The 19,895-nt window shown below is 32.8% G+C and carries 11 protein-coding genes; 5 read left to right on the top strand and 6 right to left on the bottom strand.

Features of this window, described 5'->3' with window-relative positions; translation table 11 throughout:
* Window positions 1-2: 2 nt before the first annotated feature.
* The 5 genes from DK441_RS20940 to DK441_RS20920 form a co-directional block, all read right to left on the bottom strand.
* Window positions 3-623: a hypothetical protein gene (locus tag DK441_RS20940; RefSeq protein WP_160112206.1), complete on the bottom strand. Its 621-nt coding sequence runs from the start codon at window positions 621-623 to the stop codon at window positions 3-5.
* Window positions 601-1,125: an OmpH family outer membrane protein gene (locus DK441_RS20935; RefSeq protein WP_160112205.1), complete on the bottom strand. Its 525-nt coding sequence runs from the start codon at window positions 1,123-1,125 to the stop codon at window positions 601-603. Before DK441_RS20935 ends, DK441_RS20940 begins: the two co-directional genes overlap by 23 nt.
* 65 nt (window positions 1,126-1,190) lie before the next feature.
* Window positions 1,191-7,283, bottom strand: a complete 6,093-nt coding sequence (locus DK441_RS20930) for a hypothetical protein (RefSeq protein WP_109852406.1) — start codon at window positions 7,281-7,283, stop codon at window positions 1,191-1,193.
* A gap of 856 nt (window positions 7,284-8,139) precedes the next feature.
* The gene (gene ccsA / locus DK441_RS20925; RefSeq protein WP_109852405.1) at window positions 8,140-11,325 is read right to left on the bottom strand and encodes a cytochrome c biogenesis protein; all 3,186 of its coding nucleotides are present in this window, start codon (window positions 11,323-11,325) and stop codon (window positions 8,140-8,142) included.
* Window positions 11,326-11,563: 238 nt separating this feature from the next.
* Window positions 11,564-12,892 carry a hypothetical protein gene (locus tag DK441_RS20920; protein ID WP_200822879.1) on the bottom strand — a complete coding sequence of 443 codons (1,329 nt, stop codon included), beginning with the start codon at window positions 12,890-12,892 and terminating at the stop codon, window positions 11,564-11,566.
* Between the two features lie 302 nt (window positions 12,893-13,194).
* On the opposite strand from DK441_RS20920, the gene DK441_RS20915 reads away from it, so the two are divergent.
* The 3 genes from DK441_RS20915 to DK441_RS20905 are packed head-to-tail and all read left to right on the top strand — an operon-like array spanning window position 13,195 to window position 15,085.
* Window positions 13,195-13,959 carry a Rossmann-like and DUF2520 domain-containing protein gene (locus tag DK441_RS20915; protein ID WP_109852404.1) on the top strand — a complete coding sequence of 255 codons (765 nt, stop codon included), beginning with the start codon at window positions 13,195-13,197 and terminating at the stop codon, window positions 13,957-13,959.
* A complete protein-coding gene (locus DK441_RS20910) occupies window positions 13,943-14,467 on the top strand; it encodes an HAD family hydrolase (protein ID WP_109852403.1) in 525 nt (174 codons plus the stop codon). The genes DK441_RS20915 and DK441_RS20910 overlap by 17 nt, the downstream gene beginning before the upstream one ends.
* 48 nt (window positions 14,468-14,515) lie before the next feature.
* Complete coding sequence (locus DK441_RS20905) at window positions 14,516-15,085, top strand: non-canonical purine NTP diphosphatase (protein WP_109852402.1); 570 nt, start codon at window positions 14,516-14,518, stop codon at window positions 15,083-15,085.
* A 1-nt stretch (window position 15,086) separates the two neighbouring features.
* Here DK441_RS20905 and DK441_RS20900 read toward each other — a convergent pair whose 3' ends face one another.
* Window positions 15,087-15,719, bottom strand: a complete 633-nt coding sequence (locus tag DK441_RS20900) for a CPBP family intramembrane glutamic endopeptidase (protein ID WP_109852401.1) — start codon at window positions 15,717-15,719, stop codon at window positions 15,087-15,089.
* 862 nt (window positions 15,720-16,581) lie between these two features.
* On the opposite strand from DK441_RS20900, the gene nhaC reads away from it, so the two are divergent.
* The gene (gene nhaC / locus DK441_RS20895; RefSeq protein ID WP_109852400.1) at window positions 16,582-18,066 is read left to right on the top strand and encodes a Na+/H+ antiporter NhaC; all 1,485 of its coding nucleotides are present in this window, start codon (window positions 16,582-16,584) and stop codon (window positions 18,064-18,066) included.
* A gap of 298 nt (window positions 18,067-18,364) precedes the next feature.
* Entirely contained in the window at window positions 18,365-19,612 is a 1,248-nt protein-coding gene (locus DK441_RS20890; RefSeq protein WP_109852399.1) for a S8 family serine peptidase, read from the top strand.
* Window positions 19,613-19,895 lie beyond the last annotated feature (283 nt).

Genomic DNA, 19,895 nt, shown 5'->3' with positions numbered 1-19,895 from the left:
AATTAAAAGTTTAAATTTGGTAGATTATTTATTTTTTCGTTTTCAAAAACAAAATGACTTATTCCTGTATCCAAAAAAGTATCCTGAAATACAATGTCTAGTTGTTCTGAATTCAATATTTCTTTTTGATCGTCTGAAAACACCATATAAATTGACTTTTTATTAGCTATTTCATATGCATTTTCCATAGTGGTTAAAACAGGATTATATTTTTTACCAGAGTTTGTCTTTAAAACCAATACTTCTTTTATATTGAAACTTAAATCCCTTATCCTTTGCCCGTATTCACTAAGGTTAGCAACATCATAGTTGCTCACATTTACTGTTTCTTCATCATGGCTTATGGTCAACAAAAAAGTTTTAGAATTTTTAAACTTATCTACATATATCTGAAAATCCTTCATATCAGTTTTGTTGTCTTTTTTCATCTCATTAAGCGCTAGATACTCTGCTGGTAAATATTTCATTGATAATAAAAACCCATTTGCTTTTGTTTTTTTTATAAATCCATGATCTGGGTCTCCTAACCACTTTAAAAGCTCTTTTTCATTATTAATTGAAGAGCTACAACCCATAGCAATCAACAGAAAAATGTATATACTATTCTTTAATCCCTTCAACATATTCTTTATTTAGTCCTTCTATAATGTCTTGTGTTATATCTATGGCATCAGATGCATACATTATATTTCCAGAATTTGTTATTCCTTCTATCAAATCAATATCATGAGTTTCTGCATAGCGTTTAACAAAATCATTAATCTTATTATATACGCCTTGTAGCAATTCTTCTTCCTGAGCTATCACTTTCTGTTCGATTGCCTTACCTAACTGAACCGTTTTGGCTTTAAGAACCTCTAGTTCTCCTTTCTTTACAATCCTTTCCTGATTAGATAATTTATCAGAAATAATCTCGAGTTCATTAGATTTGGATTCATACATACTTTTTTGTTTTTCGAACGTATCTTGCATCTCCTTGGTTTTGATCTCGAACAAGTCCTGAGCCTCTTTAAAACCCTGATAGTTTTCTAAAACTGTCTGAGCATTTACGATTACGGTTTTTTTTGCATTATACTGCTGAAAGCATAAATAAGCGATGACCAGCAACATAAGTAGTGTTATCAAAAAGTGTATTTTATTATTTATTTTCACCTTATTTAATTTTATAAGTAATTATGAATTATTGTTTTTTAAAATGAACCATTTCCTGTTTGACCAGATCCGGCTACCAGAAAATGTCCTTTAAAGGATTTATTCTGAATTTTCATGATAAACGTATAGGATCCTGCTTCTGTTAATGTTGTATCTAAGATAAAACCATTAATACTAGCACTTGGCTGAACAACTATATTAGCATTTGAGGGAGAAAAAATCTCTACAGTCGCTCCGGTAAGATCAATACTGTTATTAACATTGATGGTTAATGGTACCGAAGAATCGTACTGTACTCCATTAATTAGATTTATAGTAAACGGTACAACCAGAGCAGTTTTTTTATTCATGAAATATATTGTACTCCCTTCTATACGATAAAACTCGGGTGAGAAATCCAGCCAATTACCTCCACTGGATACCTGTACATTCGAGATACCGCTAGTATTTGCTATAAATCTTAGATGAAGTGCTCCTGTATTTTGAGAAGGTTTTACATTAATAAGAACCGTTTTATTCTCTCCGGTATTGGCTCCAAGATTAACAAGTGTTTCGCTATCCGCATTCCCACTTATTACACCTGGTATTGTTGTACTACCCGATACAATATCAAATTCAGAATTTGGAAGATCTTTCGTATTTATCGTAACCTCAAGTTCATTTACCGCCGTTGTAATCTCTAGAGTAATCGGGTTACGGGTTAATGTAAGATCTGTTATTACACTATTAGTAGCTGTAAAATGGTATACCCCAGCATCTGCATCTGTAGCATTAGAGATAATCAAATCTTTACTGGTAGCTCCTGTAATTGCTGTACCATCCTTATACCACTGATAGCTGTTATTTGTACTTGTTAATACTGTACTAGATAATGTAATACTACCATTGGCAGCTACAGATAAAGTCTCTGTTTGATCTACTTTGTCCTGGGGAGAGAATATATAATTTGTAAGTTTTGATTTGTATGCAAGATGCTCTGTTTCAAAACTATTAAATACAAAACCATTACCTTTAAATCTAAAGTGAAGAAGATTTGCAAAATTAGATATTTGACTAGGGATTGTACCTGTAAAACTATTATTAGAAATCTCTAAGGTTTGTAGGTTTATTAGATTACTTATTTCTACAGGAATTTCTCCTTCTAGCTTATTATTACTTAAATATAAATATGTAAGCTCAGATAAGTTTCCTAAACTTGATGGTATCTGGCCTTGAAACTGATTAAGACCAATATGAATAACCTTCAAATTCGACAAACTACCTAACTCTGAAGGAATTGTACCGCTCAATCTATTTAAAAATAAAGAAAGATTGGTTAATTTCGATAAACCAGAAATAGATGCAGGAATTGTACCTGTTAACTTATTATTGTCGATAGATAAATTCGTTAAGTTTACCAATCCTCCTATTGTATTAGGAATACTTCCTGAAATAGTGTTCTTATTTAAGGACAAAGATTTCAAATTTGATAAATCAGATATGGAGTTTGGAATGGTACCTATCAAATTATTATTATCAAGTTCTAATTCTGTCACTTTACCTTCGGTTACAGTAACCCCGTACCAATCGCATACTTTAGAAGCTGGATCAGTAACCAGCCAAGGTTTATTATTTGCTGTTATATTCGTCCAATTAGCACCATCGGTACTATTATACAAATCTATCAAGGCCTGACGCTCGGCTGCAGATACTCCACATATGTCTCCAGTACCAATTGATAAAGTGATCGGATTACGTGTTAATGTTAAATCTGTAACGATACTATTAGTAGCTGTAAAATGATATACCCCTGCATCGGCATCTGTAGCATTAGAGATAACCAAATCTTTACTGGTAGCTCCCGTAATTGCTACTCCATCTTTATACCATTGATAACTGTTATTTGCACTGGTTAATGCTATACTCGATAAAGTAATACTACCGTTGGCAGCTACAGATAAAGCCTCTGTTTGATCTACTTTACCTTGTGTGAGATAAGCAAAACCTGTTATATTATTTTTATACGTAGTAAAATCTGATTCGAAATCACTAAAAACAAAATTATTAGTACTAAAACCAAAGCTGTTCAATATATCATTGGTTGCTAATACTGCTAAACCAGAAGGTACTACTCCCGACAATTGATTGCGCAAAAGCTCTAGAGTTTTTAATCCTGCCAAACTACCAATACTTGAAGGAATAGAGCCCGTAATTTGATTAGTAGACAAATACAGCTTTTCCAGTTTTAATAAATTACCTAAAGCAGATGGTATCTCTCCTGTGATTTTATTGTCTTCTATAGATAAAAATGTCAAATTCGATAATTGCCCTAATGATACAGGGATTGAACCACTAAGACTATTTCTGAATAGATTAAGGCCTGTTAATTTAGAAAGATTACCTAATTCTGAAGGAATCGAGCCAGTGAGGTTATTCGCATTTAAAGATAATCCTGTTAAATTACTTAACCCTCCTAAAGAAGAAGGAATACTACCACTAAGGCCATTTCTTGCTAGGTTTAATGTTTCTAGTTTGCTTAGATTACCTAATTCTACAGGGATAGCTCCAGTTAAAGAATTCTGGAAAAAATTTAACGTCTTTAAATTTAATAAGTTTGACAATGATACAGGAATTGAACCGGTTAATCCATTTTCTGCTAATGTTAAATGGACTAAGTTTGGCAAACCACCTAATGAAGGTGGAATTGTACCACTAAGGGTATTCCTAAATAAGTTAATATTTTCTAAGGCTGATAAAGTCCCCAATTCTGTAGGGATTGGGCCGGTAAGCTTATTTGCATTAAAGTCTATCTGTTTAATATTGGTCCAATTACCAATTGTTGTCGGAATACGACCTGTTAAGCGTCCATGTCTTGTAATTGATATTGAAGTAAGGTGAACTAAATCTCCTATAGAGGCTGGTAGCTCTCCGTTAAGTGCATTGTCAAATATATATAGACCAGTAACTTTTCCATCGGTAACTGTAACTCCTGTCCAGTCACAAACAGGAGTATCAGTTACCCAATTGGCATTATTACGCCAATTAGCACCATCGGTACTATTATATAAATCTACCAAAGCCTGTCTTTCTGATGCAGATACTCCACATGTATCTCCAGTACCAATTGATAAGGTTATCGGATTACGTGTTAATGTTAAATCTGTAACAATACTATTAGTGGCTGTAAAATGATATACCCCTGCATCGGCATCTGTAGTATTAGAGATAACCAAATCCTTATTGGTAGCTCCTGTAATTGCTACTCCATCTTTATACCATTGATAACTGTTATTCGTACTGGTTAATGCTGTACTCGATAAAGTAATACTACCATTAGCAGCTACAGATAAAGTCTCTGCCTGATCTACTTTACCTTGTGTGAGATAAGTAAACGTGGTTAAATTACTCTTATAGGTAGTAAAATCTGATTCAAAATCACTAAAAACAAAATTATTACTCTCAAAACTTAATGAATTTAAAATATCTGAAGATGTCAAACTTGATAATCCTGATGGAATACTTCCTGAAAACTCATTTATACCTAATCCCAAATTCGTTAAACCAGGTAACTGACCTATAGAAGCCGGAATTGCTCCAGTAAGTAAATTTCTGGTAAAACTTAAAACTTCTATCTTCGTTAGATTACCTAATTCTAAAGGAATTTCACCTTCTAATTTATTCCAGAAAAGATATAGTTTTGTCAAATTAGATAAATTACCTAATTCTTTTGGGATACTACCACTTAATGAGTTGTTACCAAGATTTAAGTATTGTAGAGATGATAAATTTCCAAAAGATACTGGAATTGAACCAGTGATAGTATTACGCTCAAAATGGAGTTCTTCTAAACTCAATAAATTACCCAATTCTGAAGGCATTGGTCCTTCTAAGCGGTTAATATATAACATCAACTTCTTTAGCTTAGACAAATTACCAATAGAAGCTGGAATTACTCCTGTAAGTTGATTGCTAAACAAATTAAGATATTCCAGATTAGATAAATTTCCTAACTCGGCTGGAATCGAACCGGTAAGAGTATTTCGAAATAAACTTAATGCTGTTAAGTTCGTAAGATTTTGTAATGACACAGGGATTCCTCCAGAAAATTGGTTAGAGCCCAGGTTTAAAATCTTCAATGCAACCATACTACCAATAGATGTAGGAATAGTGCCCGTCATAGCATTACGCTCAACAGTAAATGTTTCTACATTTACCAAACTACTTATTGAATCTGGTAAAGAGCCTGATAATTTATTAATAGTAAGGTTAACAAAAGTTAAATGTGTTAAGTTTCCAAAAGATGCAGGAATTGTCCCCTTCAATCCGTTATATGATAAAGACAATTTTGTTACTTTTCCATTGGTAACTGTAACACCTGCCCAGTCACAAACAGGAGAGTTAGGATCATTAACCAACCATGGTCTGTTATTGGCCTGTGTATTTGTCCAATTAGCACCATCGGTACTATTATATAAATCTACCAAAGCCTGTCTTTCTGATGCAGAAACCTCGCAAGCATTATCTGCTGCCTGAGTTACCGATAATGTTATGTTATTACGATAGATACTAAGTCCTGTTACCACACTGTTTTTAACAAGCAGTTTGTAAACTCCTGCATCAGTTTCGCTTACATTTGCAATTGTATACTCTTTATTAGTTGCTCCAGGAATAATGGTAGTTCCCTTATACCACTGATATGTATTATTAGAATTTGTAAATACGTTTGATGTTAATGTAACGCTCCCTCCTATAGATGCGCTAAGTGTTTCTTCGACATCCGCATTTTTCTGGTTATTATAAGTAAAACTAGATAAGTTTGCTTGGTATGCAGCGAACTCAGGTTGGAAATCAGAAAACACAAATTGATTACCCGAAATCCCAAAATTACTTAGCTTGGGTAACGTACTTATTTCTGTTGGAATTTTGCCAGAAAGGCTATTATTATAAAGGTATAATGCTTTTAAATTAACCAATTGTTTAAATGATATAGGAATCGAACCGGTTAAGTCATTATTATGAAAGTGAATATGCTCTATTTTTGTTAATTGACCTAGTTCTGATGGTATGTTACCGCTAATTTTATTACTGGACAAGCCAATTCTCACCACATTAGACAATAATCCCATTTCTGAAGGAATGCTACCGGTAAGTTGATTCTTTCCTAATTGCAAATTTTCTAATTTTGACATCTGCCCAAAACTAGAAGGTACACCACCAGATATTTGATTATCAGAAACATAAAGACGTTTCATATTTACTAATTGTCCTAGTTCTGATGGTAATGTCCCGGTTAAATTATTATTGTTTAGACTTAGAGCATATAATTTTGATAACTGCCCTAATTGTGGAGGAATAGTTCCTGTAAGTTGGTTACCACCTAGTGATAGAGATCCCAGGTTGGTTAATAAAGCTAGACTTTCAGGAATAACTCCTGTAAGTTCATTACTTGCCAAGGAAAGTTTTTGAAGACTAGCTAATTGTCCTAATTCTTGTGGTATAGTCCCTGTAAGTTTATTATTTGATAAGTATAAAGATCCTAATTTTGAAAGCTGTGCCAGTTCAACCGGAATCGTTCCTGTTAACTGATTATAGCTCATATTAATAAACGTAAGATTTGCTAGTTGCCCCAATTGAGGTGGAATCGTACCTGAAAAATTATTACCATCAAAATATAAACGTGACAAACCTGGTGCATTTAATAATGCTGCTATTGGTATTGCACCAGAAAATTCATTGCCACTCAAATGAAGTGATTGTAACCCTGTCATTTGCCCCAAGCTTGCAGGTAATTCCCCTCCAATATCATTACCACTAAGTATTAATTGATTTATAGAAGATAAATCTCCTATTGAGTTTGGCAGAGTACCAGTTAGATTATTTTTAAAAAAACTTAATTTGGTAACTTTATCATTAAGTATTGTAACACCATACCAATCACTTACTAAAGAATTAGGGTCATTAATCAACCAAGGTTGATTTCCCTCTATCGTATTTTTCCAATTATTTCCATTAGTGGCATTATAAAAATCTATTAATGCCTGGCGTTCTGTTGAAGAAACTTGAGCCAGTAAAGGAAATGTTAAAACAAGAGTTAAAAATACTGTTAAGACAAATGCAATAGAATCACCAAGGCGTGCTTTTATCTGCTTCATTTATTTTTTATTTTTAGTCAGTTAGTTACTTTTTATTAATGTCAAAAACGGTTTTAAAATAAGCCAAATATCTCCCTACCCAACAACTTAACGCTATCAGCAAAAATCAAGACAAACCACTTAAAAACAAGCACTTAAGCATATATTTCTAAGCAATATTCTTTTTAATATTTATGAAATTATTTGTAGGACTAGCATTAAAATTAATGGGGTTTTATATTAATCTTATTGCTCGGGCAAACATACTATTTTTTCAAATCAAAATAAAACAATTTATGGTTAACTTATCTTTAACAGAATTGATGTTTTTAAGTAAAAAACAGTAAAATAATTGAATGTTAAACACTTAAAAAAATACTTCATCTCTTAAAATTTTATTTAAATCTATTAAGTAATAATAATCTAACATCACTACATAAAAACTATACCTGTTATCTAAAATTTCTTTGCATTAGTGAAAGAGTTATTACATTAGTTTTAGATACTACAATATCAAAGTCTAATCTAAATAAAGAAGTTCTGAATGTGCTACTTTATAAAATGTATCGCTTTCTTCAAAATTGCTTCTCCTATACCAGGTAATACTCTCTAATTATTTATTACAGTACAAGAATACGAGTAATGAGTCCCATTTTTCGGGACTGAGGAATATTTTTTTTATTTTTTTTTAAGATGGTCTTAAATAAAACATAAAAACTGTAGTAAACACTGCGTTTAACCTCATAATCCTTCTTAAAATTATTTTCAATAATCGCAAAAAGAATATGTAAATCTATCTTTTAATATAAAATCATAAGATGATTATCAAGATATCACAGAAATGAATTTTAGAAACTTTATAAAATAAAGAATATGATTATTTTTCTGTAGAAATTGCTTTTTTAGTTTTCTTATAATGTACTTTGTTTCTCCAATATGAAGCTATGCCTAGTAGAGCTAAAAAGGCAATAGAATAGTAGACTGCATTGGGTGTAATTACTTTATCTCCACTAGCATATGAATGCAACCCTTTGAGGTAAAAATTAACTCCAAAATATGTCATCAAAATACTATAGACAGCAATAACTGAAGCCAGATTAAACCACCATCTTCCTCTTAGACCAGGAACTAATCGCATATGTATTATAAAAGCATATACCATAATACTTATCAAAGCCCATGTTTCTTTTGGATCCCAACCCCAGTAACGTCCCCAACTCTCATTAGCCCACATTCCGCCCAGGAAATTACCAATAGTAAGCATTACTAATCCAATAGTAAGTGCCATCTCATTGATAATGGTTATCTCTTTAATATTAAGATCCATTCGTTTCTTATTAGATTCTGTTGTCAATATCATTAATAACAATGATAGGATTCCTAAAATTGCTCCGACAAAGAATGGACCATAGCTACCTACAATAATAGATACATGAATTAATACCCAATATGAATCTAATACAGGTTGTAAATTTGCAATTGCAGGATCTGTCCAGTTTTCATGAGCAAAAAACAAGATGATTGCCGCCACAAAGGTGGTAGCTGCAATAGTAAGGTTACTTCTTTTTCCAAAAGCGAGGCCAATTGCCAGGGTTGTCCATCCAACATAAATCATAGATTCATACGCATCACTCCATGGTGCATGTCCCGAAACATACCAACGTATTATCAATCCCGCAGTATGTAGAATAAAAAGAAGAATTACGATACCAATTGCACTATTTATTAAAGTTCTTACAATTTTAGAATCCTTAAATATTCTAACAACTACAAAGATCATTAGCAGTAGGCCTATTACTCCATAGTATCGATATAGTGTTCTAAAAATATCATATTTATTCAGTGCAATTTCTGCTTCGATTTTTTTATCCGTTGGTAATACTTCGTTTCCAAATTTTTTCTGAAAACTTTTAATACTTTCAATATATTGATCAGGTTTGCTATAATCCCCTGTTTTTCTTGCTTCTCGTAAAGACTGGCGATAAATCGGAATAATTTGTCTGGTGTATACCGAATCCATCCCGCTAAATTTAAATTCATTTAACTCTGGCATAGAAACCCATTTGTTTCCTTCATCACCCGGAACCGGAAAAACTCTTAAAATCCCTCCTCCTAAAGCCTGATTTAACAAATAAAACTTTTCATGAGTTTTAAGAAAATCTTTTTCAAAACTACTAGGTGTATTGGTACTACTAGCTTTTTCTAAATAAGGAGTTAATTTATAAGATCCATCGGGTTCTACAAGATCTATTAAAGATACTCTTCTTTCACTTTTTGGAACCCCTAATATCTTACGTATACTATCATTTTCTCTTTGAATTTCTATAATTGGCATACTGTACCAGATAAATGGATTTTCTACCATCGATACAAACACCTGGTCTGCACTCAAACCTTTATAGGTATCTTTTTTGCTAAGTTTACGCAATAATTCTGAGGAAAAAGTATTTACCGGTTTCATTCTCCCTCTTTCGTCCTGTATCACTATACTTCCAAATTTAGCTGCATGAGCAGCAGGAACAACATTAGCCAAAATAACCGAGTCTAATTGTGCTTTAGTTGGCAACGATGGTAAGTGATTTGCATGATCAGGCTGAGATTGGTCTTGCGCAAAAGAAAAAGTAGATACTATTAATGCCAAAAATATGGTCAATGTTTTTTTCTTTTTCTTTATTTTACTCAATTTATCTTCTATTTCCTTAAAACGTGATCCTTTGGTAAAAAGAATTAACATTAACCCTAAATATAATAACATATACCCAGTATAAGTAATCCAGGTACCCCAACGATCATGATTTACAGAAAGCACAGTTCCCTTTTCATCTGGATCAAAAGAAGCCTGAAAAAATCTATATCCTTTATGATCTAGTACATGATTCATATAAATATCATATGGTTGAGAAGAATTTCCTTCTACAATATCTACCTTACTCTTAAAAGATTTATAAACATTCTTTGTACCAGGAAATTTTTCGGCGATAAAGTCATTCAATTTTAATGCAAAAGGCAATTCCATTTGTTTAGAGCCATAGTTAAAATACATATCCAAACCTCCTAACGAGATTTTGGTCATATCATTATTATATCCTTTTCCTCCCAATAACTTAACTTCTTTGGTTTCTCCATTGGTAGAGATATTTAATACCAAGGCATCTTCTTGTCCTTTATCTTTAACTTCTATAGGAACTACATCATACTTACCGGTAATTACAGGATCAGGAATTACAAATTGCATTCCGGCGGTTTGATATAGTGATCTAAGCATTAAAGGTTGAAGACTATCTTTAAATACTAATCCTTGCATCTGATCTGCCATTCTTAAAAATGACCCATCAAAAGGAGATTCTATAAAGTAATCATCATTTTTATAGGTAATATTTATTGCTCCTTTGGTTGGTTTATTAAAACTAACCAATATATTATGAATATTAGAAACTTCTCCTTCTCTTAGAAAATGATCATGACGATTACCATCTCCTGCTTCTACTACTTTAAGATAGTTCTCTCCATCTTCTGTCTCAACTAATCCCATTTCTGCTCCCTGGATATAGTTTTGATATGTTATTGTAACAGGTTGCTTATTATAATCGGTATGAATAGTAAAATCATTATTAGTAGCTTCAGCTAACTCTAGTGCTTCTGTAATAATACGTCTTCGGGGTTCTCCATTAATTTCTCCATCCAGAAAAACGGATAAATATGTTTTTTCAGAAAGAAAAGTAGATGTAGTTTCACCTTCTCTTATGGGCATAACGCCTTCATAGCTTATATATCGAGTAACAAAAGCTCCTATGATAATTAAAATAAAAGATAAATGAAGTAATAACGTTGCCCATTTATCTTTCTTATATAATTTGTAGCGTACAATATTTCCGCAGAAATTAATAACAAAAAACACCATAATAGCTTCAAACCACCATGTATTATACACCCAAATTCTAGAGGCTGTGGTTCCGTGTGCGTCTTCTAAAAACGTTCCTACTCCCATAGAAAACGCAAAAACAATAAATAAAACTGCCATTAATCGTGTGGAGAACAAAATACTCGCTAGCTTATCTTGCATAGTAACCTTTCTTTTTTTGCTGGGCAAATTTACTATTTTTAGAAGGATAATGTACCATGATCGCCTTTTGATTTTATGGTTTTAACAGAAGTATAAGTATAACCGATATTACTTTTTCAATTTTTATAGAAAGATGTCATACTCTATATACTTTTAATGCTAACCACTTCTGAAAAAAATATCAAAAAAATAAGGCCAAAACTCGTTATGAATATAGAATTTGGCCTTTTTATTTCTTTTATAGCGCTTTTAGATATTCGACCAGGTCATCTTGTTCCTGATTTGATAACTCTAGACTAAAATGATCGTTATAATGTATGACCACATCATTAAGAGTAGCAAATCGCCCATCATGAAAAAATCCATTACCATTAGATTTAACAAATACTCCTCTTAATGGTGGTGTTCTGTACATTTCTGTGGGAGATCTCTTTGCTTCAAAGTCATCAATCCCAATTTCTTCTGGAGTATGTAATATATTGTCTGCAAAAGCACGCCCCGAATGGCAAGAAATACAATTTGCTTTGCCTTCAAACAGTATTTTACCACGAATTGCCGAAGTCTCATCATAACTATCTGGATCTGGAGTTGGGGCTAGTATTGATAATTGATATTCTCGTAAGCCTTCCAGTTTCGAATCTACCATATCTACGGGTACACTTACATCAAACAATCCTCTTTCTACCGCAAGTGGAAATTTTTCGGGATCATTTAATCTTTGATCAGAAAAATTCCCTTGTCCTCCCATGACCAAAACACCAATAAATCTATTCCAATAGGATACTTCACCCCAACCAGTATATGTTTCATGGGTTATTCCCTGTAACCCATAAGCCGGAGGTATTACCAATGTTGCTAGTTCTCCGTTAGGTTTTGTTACTTTTCCGTCCATTAATAATGTAGGAGCAAATCTTCCCGGGCCCCATGCATTAACAACACTATTAAAAGTTTCGACATCAACACTTAGAATATCTGCGAGAGGAGCATTTTTAACAAATCCCAAAATAGCTCCCACATTAAGATCTGTATTTGCCCAACCATCTTTTCTATTTCCTATTCCCGAAGTAAATGAATCATCAACTGTAGAATGACATAAGGCACATGTGATTCCAACAGATGTTAATTTTTTGTTTTCATTAAAGCTTCCTTTTACACCAACAACAGCATCCAAATCTAACAAAGCTACTGTGGTCATTGGATCGGTTAAATCAATACTTCCATCTGTAATACCATCTACCACAGCTTGTGGTAATACTTCGGCATCTACTTTAAGTCCTACTGCTAAAGCCGTAGTTGGATCAAGGCCAGGTCCAAATCCACCATTGGCTGCTCCCAAAATAGCTTTATCTAACTCTAATAAATCTGTCCATTGCGCCTCACTTCCAAAAGTATCATGCCTAAAAATTTCTTTTCCCTCGGCAACCAAAGCCGGATCCAAATTAAGTTCTATCGGAGGTGGTATTACCAGTTCATCTGGTATCGGAATTAAATCATCATCCTTACATTGAATAAAAACTGTACTAATACCAAATAGCATCAGAAAGAATATTGTTTTTCTTAGTTTCATAGCGGTCATTTTTATGAGTTATGTGAAAATTTTAATCATTTATGTAGTATTGATTTTTAAGAGTTTTTTACTATTGTATTAACTACAAGAGGATTTATTGTAAACCTTAGATAAGTGCATGTAAGAAAGGTTACAAAATTTTGCGTTTTTTTAAACCATGCCTAATTTTTGAAGAGTAATACTCCCGAAATATTTTATTCTGAATTAATATGAATACCGCCTTTTACTATAGAACTCATTTAAAATAAAAATGAAAAAATGTATTGCTCTGCTTTTTAAGGGAACTTCCTTATTTTAGCCAAATGATTAGAGTTATAATTCTTGGTGCCGGTAATGTGGCCAAACACTTGTATACTGCTTTTTACAATCAAAAATCGGTAGAAGTTGTCCAGTGCTATAATCGTAAAGGATTGTCATTACATCCTGATCAGAGAGAAAATACTATTACACAAGATTTTAGCTCACTAAAAGAAGCTGATATTTATATTTTGGCAGTAAGCGATGATGCTATTGAGGAGGTTTCTAACCAATTACCATTTACGAATAGACTTATCGTTCATACCTCTGGCAGTGTTCCTATGAATGTCCTTACGGATACGAATAAAAGAGGTGTTTTTTACCCATTACAAACATTTAGCAGAGATAAAGCTGTTGACTTTAGCGCTATTCCTTTTTGTTTGGAAGCTGAAAATGAAGCCGATCTTACGCTACTAAAAAAACTAAGCGTTACCCTTTCTAATAAGGTATATGAAATTTCTTCAGAACAGCGTAATATACTCCATGTTTCTGCTGTATTTGTAAATAATTTTACAAATTATTTGTTTTCAACAGCAAACGATATTTGTAATGAACACGATGTTCCTTTTGAAATTTTGCACCCTTTGATTTTGGAGACTGCTCAAAAAATCACAAAAATGAATCCTGATCTGGCCCAAACAGGGCCTGGGATACGTAATGATTCTAAAACGATAAACAGGCATTTAAAAATAATAACAGATACTACACAACAAAAACTATATAAAACCCTTACCAAAGCAATACAATCTAAATATGGAAAAAAGTTATAAAGAATACCTGCAGCATGTTACCACCTTTATTTTTGATGTAGATGGAGTACTTACCGATGGTACTGTCATTATCAATACCGATGGGCAACTTCTAAGAACAATGAATATTAAAGATGGGTACGCTTTGAAAACTGCCATACAACAGGGTTTTAAAGTATGTATTATTTCTGGAGGAAAAAATGAAGGTGTTCGTCAACGCTTAAAAGGCTTAGGAATAACAGATATATATCTTGGGGCGCATCACAAAGTAGAACAACTAAATGAATATCTCGAAACTAATAATATCAACATAAAAAATGTATTATATATGGGTGATGATATTCCTGATTTACCAGTTATGAAAATGGTAGGGTTACCAACTTGCCCTCAAGACGCAGTGGCAGAAGTAAAAGAAGTTTCTAAATATGTATCCTACAAAAAGGGAGGTAAAGGATGTGCAAGAGATGTTATCGAACAAGTACTTAAAGTCCAGGAGAAATGGGTATTAGATTTTGATGCAAAAGCATAACGAGAACATATTTTTTTGAAAACTATACATTAGAAATTAGACCTCTAAATGAAAATCGTATTTGCTACCAATAATCATAATAAAATAAAAGAAGTACAAGCATTACTGCCTCCTACTATTCAAATAGTAGGGCTTAGTGATATAGGTTGCATAGAAGATATTCCCGAAACTTCTACAACTATTGAAGGTAATGCAATGCAAAAAGCTAATTATATCAAAGAGCATTATGGATTTGATTGTTTTGCCGATGATACAGGTCTTGAAGTCGAATCGTTGCATGGTGCTCCCGGAGTATACTCGGCAAGGTATGCTGGTGAAGCCAAAGATGCTAATGCAAATATGGAAAAACTTTTAAAAGAGTTAAAAGAAAAAGAAAATCGCAAGGCACAGTTTAAAACTGTAATCGCTTTGGTATCAAATGGAAAAGTGAAAACATTTACAGGAATATGCTCTGGCTTTATTACCGAAGATAAAAGAGGAAAAGGAGGTTTTGGATATGATCCAGTTTTTTTACCCGATGGGTATACCGAAACATTTGCCGAACTTTCTTTATCAGAAAAAAACAAGATTGGTCATCGTGGAAAAGCAGTACGCCAGCTTATTGAGTATTTTTTGTGATTTATCCGGGGCCAGGAAAGGCTAACATCTCTCCCATACCAACAGTAAATAACCAATTACCATAAATAGCATGTTCTACAGAAACTAAGGTAGTGGATTTTGTTTTTTGGTAAGTATAAGCAAATAACAAACCGCCAACAAAAGTTAATACTTGCACTAAAAAACTATTCAAAAAAAGATGAGCTAAAGAAAAAAGGATTGCGTTTATAAAAATAAACAGCCACTTATTACTAATCAGATTCTCATAACGCTCATAAAAAAAGGTTCTATATATAATCTCCTGTGGCCAAACAGACAAAAATGTATATACAAAAAGAATAATTATCCATAACCCTGGTCTTTTTATAAGTACAGAAAACAACTTATCCGGAGCAATTAGAAAGACATATAGTCCAGTTATTATCGCAATAATCCCAAACTTAACTATAATTTCTTTCCAAAAAGGTTTCCAATATTCTTTAACCGGAAATTTCAACTTCAACAGTCCTTTCTTTTTAAGAAGGACAAGAATATAAATAAACCCCAAAACGGTAGGTATGACTTTAAAAAGAAAGTGAGAATCTAATAAAAAGCTTATCGGTAGTAATACAAAAAAACAAAATAATTCTAAGCCTTTATATGTGTTAGTTTCCATCCTATTAGTTTTCGACTAATTTCAATATAAAAAATGAAACCTACACTATCAAAATCGTATTGAAATTAGAATAACGATTTTTTAACTATAACAATATGCTATATTATTCTATAATAAAAAAAAGCCTCTGGGGTATGAGGCTTATTAGGGTTTGGGGCGAAATTAATTTGGGCAAAAAAGACTAATTCTAGTTCAATGGGCTAATCAATATTTTAATTTCTTTATATTTTTTCTTTTTGATACTTCAAAAGTATGTTGTTATCATCATAATCTTACAAAACAACCTCATTAAAAATAACAAAATATCGATAAAATACCAAAAAACAAGATTAAATACGTATTTCGCTTAACATATAATTATGATTATAGTATAATTAGCTCATTAAATATCGCGTATGAATTAAAATGAAGGTTATAAAATTCAAAGAAATAAGTACATCAATATGATCAAATAAAGCTCATGAATATCTTACATACATAGGTACAAAAAGCAAAAAGCCTCTGGGTATGAGGCTTATTAGGTTTAGTGTTCAAAAATAACTCATCAAGAATTATTTTACTGGGACAAAAAAAGTCACAAAACAATCAAAAAATTCCAATTTTTCTCTTACTCTTCTTCTTTCGTATTACAAAAATAGAATACATCACAAATTTTATGACAAAATCACCATTCGATAAAATCAAAAATACCGACGAAATACACAAAAAAACAGATTAAAAGAATATTTTTATGATTTTAAATGAATATTTTTACCCTTACACCATTTTTATTTAGGTTTGAAAGTAATTAAACTCAATGCAGACGTTGCATAGCTTTTATTAATATCGTAACATTACATCCATAAAATTTCGAATTTAGTATATGGAAAGTCAAAACATCACACCTACCGATCCCCAAAACGAAGATATTATTGAGAATAAAGAATTAAACATCTGGGAAGCCTTGATCCCAATTATAGCATTGGTTATTATGTTATTCTTTAATGTCTATTATATTTATGGAGATGAAGCAATTAGCGGAAGTAATCAATTTGTTTTGCTTATGGGAGCTGCAGTAGCTGCGATAGTAGGGTTTTATAATAAGGTAACTTATAAACAAATGATGGAAGAGGTTGCCAAAAATATAAAATCAACCTCTAGTGCACTAATTATACTATTACTGGTGGGATCATTAGCAGGAACCTGGTTGATTAGCGGTATTATCCCCACCATGATTTATTATGGTTTACAAATTCTTAATCCAACTATCTTCCTGGCCGCCTGTGTAATCATTTGCGCCATCATATCTATTGCAACAGGTAGCTCCTGGACTACCTCTGCAACTGTAGGTATTGCACTTATTGGTATTGGTGATACCTTGGGAATCTCTCTCGGAATGACAGCAGGTGCTGTAATCTCTGGTGCTTATTTTGGAGATAAAATGTCTCCCTTATCCGATACTACTAATTTAGCTCCTGCAATGGCTGGTGGAGAATTATTTTCTCATATAAAATATATGGCATATACAACTATACCAACTATAGTAATCACACTACTGGTTTTTATTGTTATAGGATTTACTATTGATACATCCGGAACTCCGGAAATTAGTGAGCAATTACATGTTATCGATAATGCTTTTAATATTTCTCCCTGGTTATTTATTGTTCCTGTTTTGATTATCGGTTTAATCATCAAAAAAACACCTCCTGTGGTTGCCTTACTTATAGGTACGCTGCTTGGTGCTATTGCTGCCATTATTGCTCAACCAGAAATTGTAACAACCGTTGCCGGTAGTGACGAATTCACATTTAATTCTGCATATAAAGGAGTGATGAATGCAATAACAACAAAAACATCAATACAGACATCTAATGCTGAACTTACTAAGCTCTTTACTTCTAAAGGAATGGTTGGAATGTTAAATACAATTTGGTTAATACTATGTGCAATGGTATTTGGCGGTGTGATGGATGCTATTGGAGCATTAGCCAGAATTAGTAAAGCTTTATTGAATTTATTTGATTCTGTATTCGGGCTTTTTGCAAGTACAGTAGTAAGTTGCCTAGCACTAAATGTAACTGCATCTGATCAATATTTAGCTATCGTAGTACCCGGAAGAATGTATGCTAAAGCTTATAAAGATAAAGGGCTAGCCCCAGAAAATCTTAGTCGTACTCTAGAAGATTCGGGAACTGTTACTTCTGTTTTAATTCCCTGGAATACTTGTGGAGCTTATCAAAGCGGAGTACTTGGTGTACCTGTATTAGATTATTTCTTTTTTGCCATTTTTAACTGGCTTAGTCCATTTATGACACTACTTTTTGCTGCTTTTAGAATTAAAATAAAACAGTTGGCTAAAAACTAACAACTATTAACAACATATAAAAAAAGCGCATTGTTTTCAATGTGCTTTTTTTATTCCCAGATGTTTTAAAAACACATTCATTCAGAACAAATTCGAAATACAAAAACAGTAAAAACCTACTAAACAACACATTACATATCATCACCCCAGTTCATTCACCCCCTAATAAAATTCGAATATCACATTAAAAACCCCTCTTTTTTAGAATTGTTTTCAGATTTTAACAAAAAAACTAAGAATACTATTGTCAAACATATGTATTTATAGATTTTTGAAACCTTAACATAAACTTAATATTATGAAAACAATTCAAAAAATTATTCGCATTAAAATGGTTCTAATCATGTTTGGAATCACAATCTTTTTAAACTCTTGTTCTAAAGAAGAAGTTTCAGAAGAGCTATCAACAGAAAATCCTTCTACAGATATTAGTGCTGCACAAGCGGTTCCTAATAGCTATATTATTGTTTTTAAAGAAGATGAAAAATTAAAAAAGAACAAACAAAAAGTAACCCAAAAAGCATCCGGTATTTTATCTAAGCACAAAATTTCTTCGGATAAAATGAAATTTGTTTACGAAACTGCGATACAGGGATTTAACGTTGATGGTATTTCTACAAAAGAAGTAGAGTTACTTAAAAACGATCCTGACATTCTTGCTGTAGAACCGAATTACATTGAGAGGTTAGACGTTACCGTAGAGCAAGGAGTAATGCCTACTGTAACAACAGGAAAAGACTCTAATAAGGCTGCGGCTACCACTGGTTATTATGAAACCGGAGGAGATTATGTAGACTGGGGGGTTGTAAGAGTTGGGGGATACACCTACTCTACCGGAAAAACGGCATGGGTTCTTGATAGCGGTGTCTATGCACATCCCGATCTTAACATCGATTATAATCGTAGTACCACTTTTGTAGATAACAATTGGGGAGACAGAAATGGGCATGGTACTCACGTTGCAGGAACCATTGGTGCGATGCACAATGGAGATGGTGTTGTTGGAGTTGCTCCGGGAGCTACAATTGTTGCGGTAAAAGTATTAAGTGATAGTGGATCCGGAACACAAGCGCAAATCATTGCAGGAATCAATTATGTTGCTAATAATGCTAGTTATGGTGATGTATGGAACTATAGCATAGGGTTTTCCAGTAGAACAATTAGTGTAGCTTACGAAACTGCTTTCAGAAATTTAGCCAAAACTACATTTGGTGCTATGGCTGCAGGCAATAATAATGATAACGTATATTACTACTCACCACAAAGAGCATATATCGAAGGGTGCTGGGTAGTTGGAAACATGACTAATACAGATGCTGCAGCAGGTGGTTCTAGCTACGGAGACAATGTACATGCATGGGCTCCGGGAACAAGAATCTGGTCTTGCGGTATAGGCGGTAACGAATTTGCACTAAAATCTGGTACTTCAATGGCTTCTCCTCATTTAGCAGGTATATTACTTGTTAATGGAACTGGTAAGATTTATACCGATGGTAATGTTAGTAAAGGAGGATATACTGCTCCTATAGGAGTAGCAAAAAATTAAAACATTCTAATGATATTTTTATTTCAGAAATTGGTTAATTGTAAATAAGCAAACTTGGTTGTTTGTGTATTCTGTAAAAGGCTGTTTAAAATTTTAAACAGCCTTTTCTCTTCATTACTTACAACACATAATAAATTCATCTTTTCAATTTACTGTCCCATATTTTATACACGACAAAAATTTACATGATACAGAGATGAGTTGATGTGTCATTCTATCAAAGAACACAATCTACTCATTAATAGCACAATAGATATTTTATCAAGTATCTAGGTTTTTATAT

It is taken from the genome of Aquimarina sp. AU58 (assembly GCF_900312745.1).
In the GTDB taxonomy this organism is placed as follows: Bacteria; Bacteroidota; Bacteroidia; order Flavobacteriales; family Flavobacteriaceae; genus Aquimarina; species Aquimarina spinulae.
The sequence above is the reverse complement of the archived record's forward strand: the minus strand, read 5'-3'. Positions and strand labels throughout refer to the sequence as shown.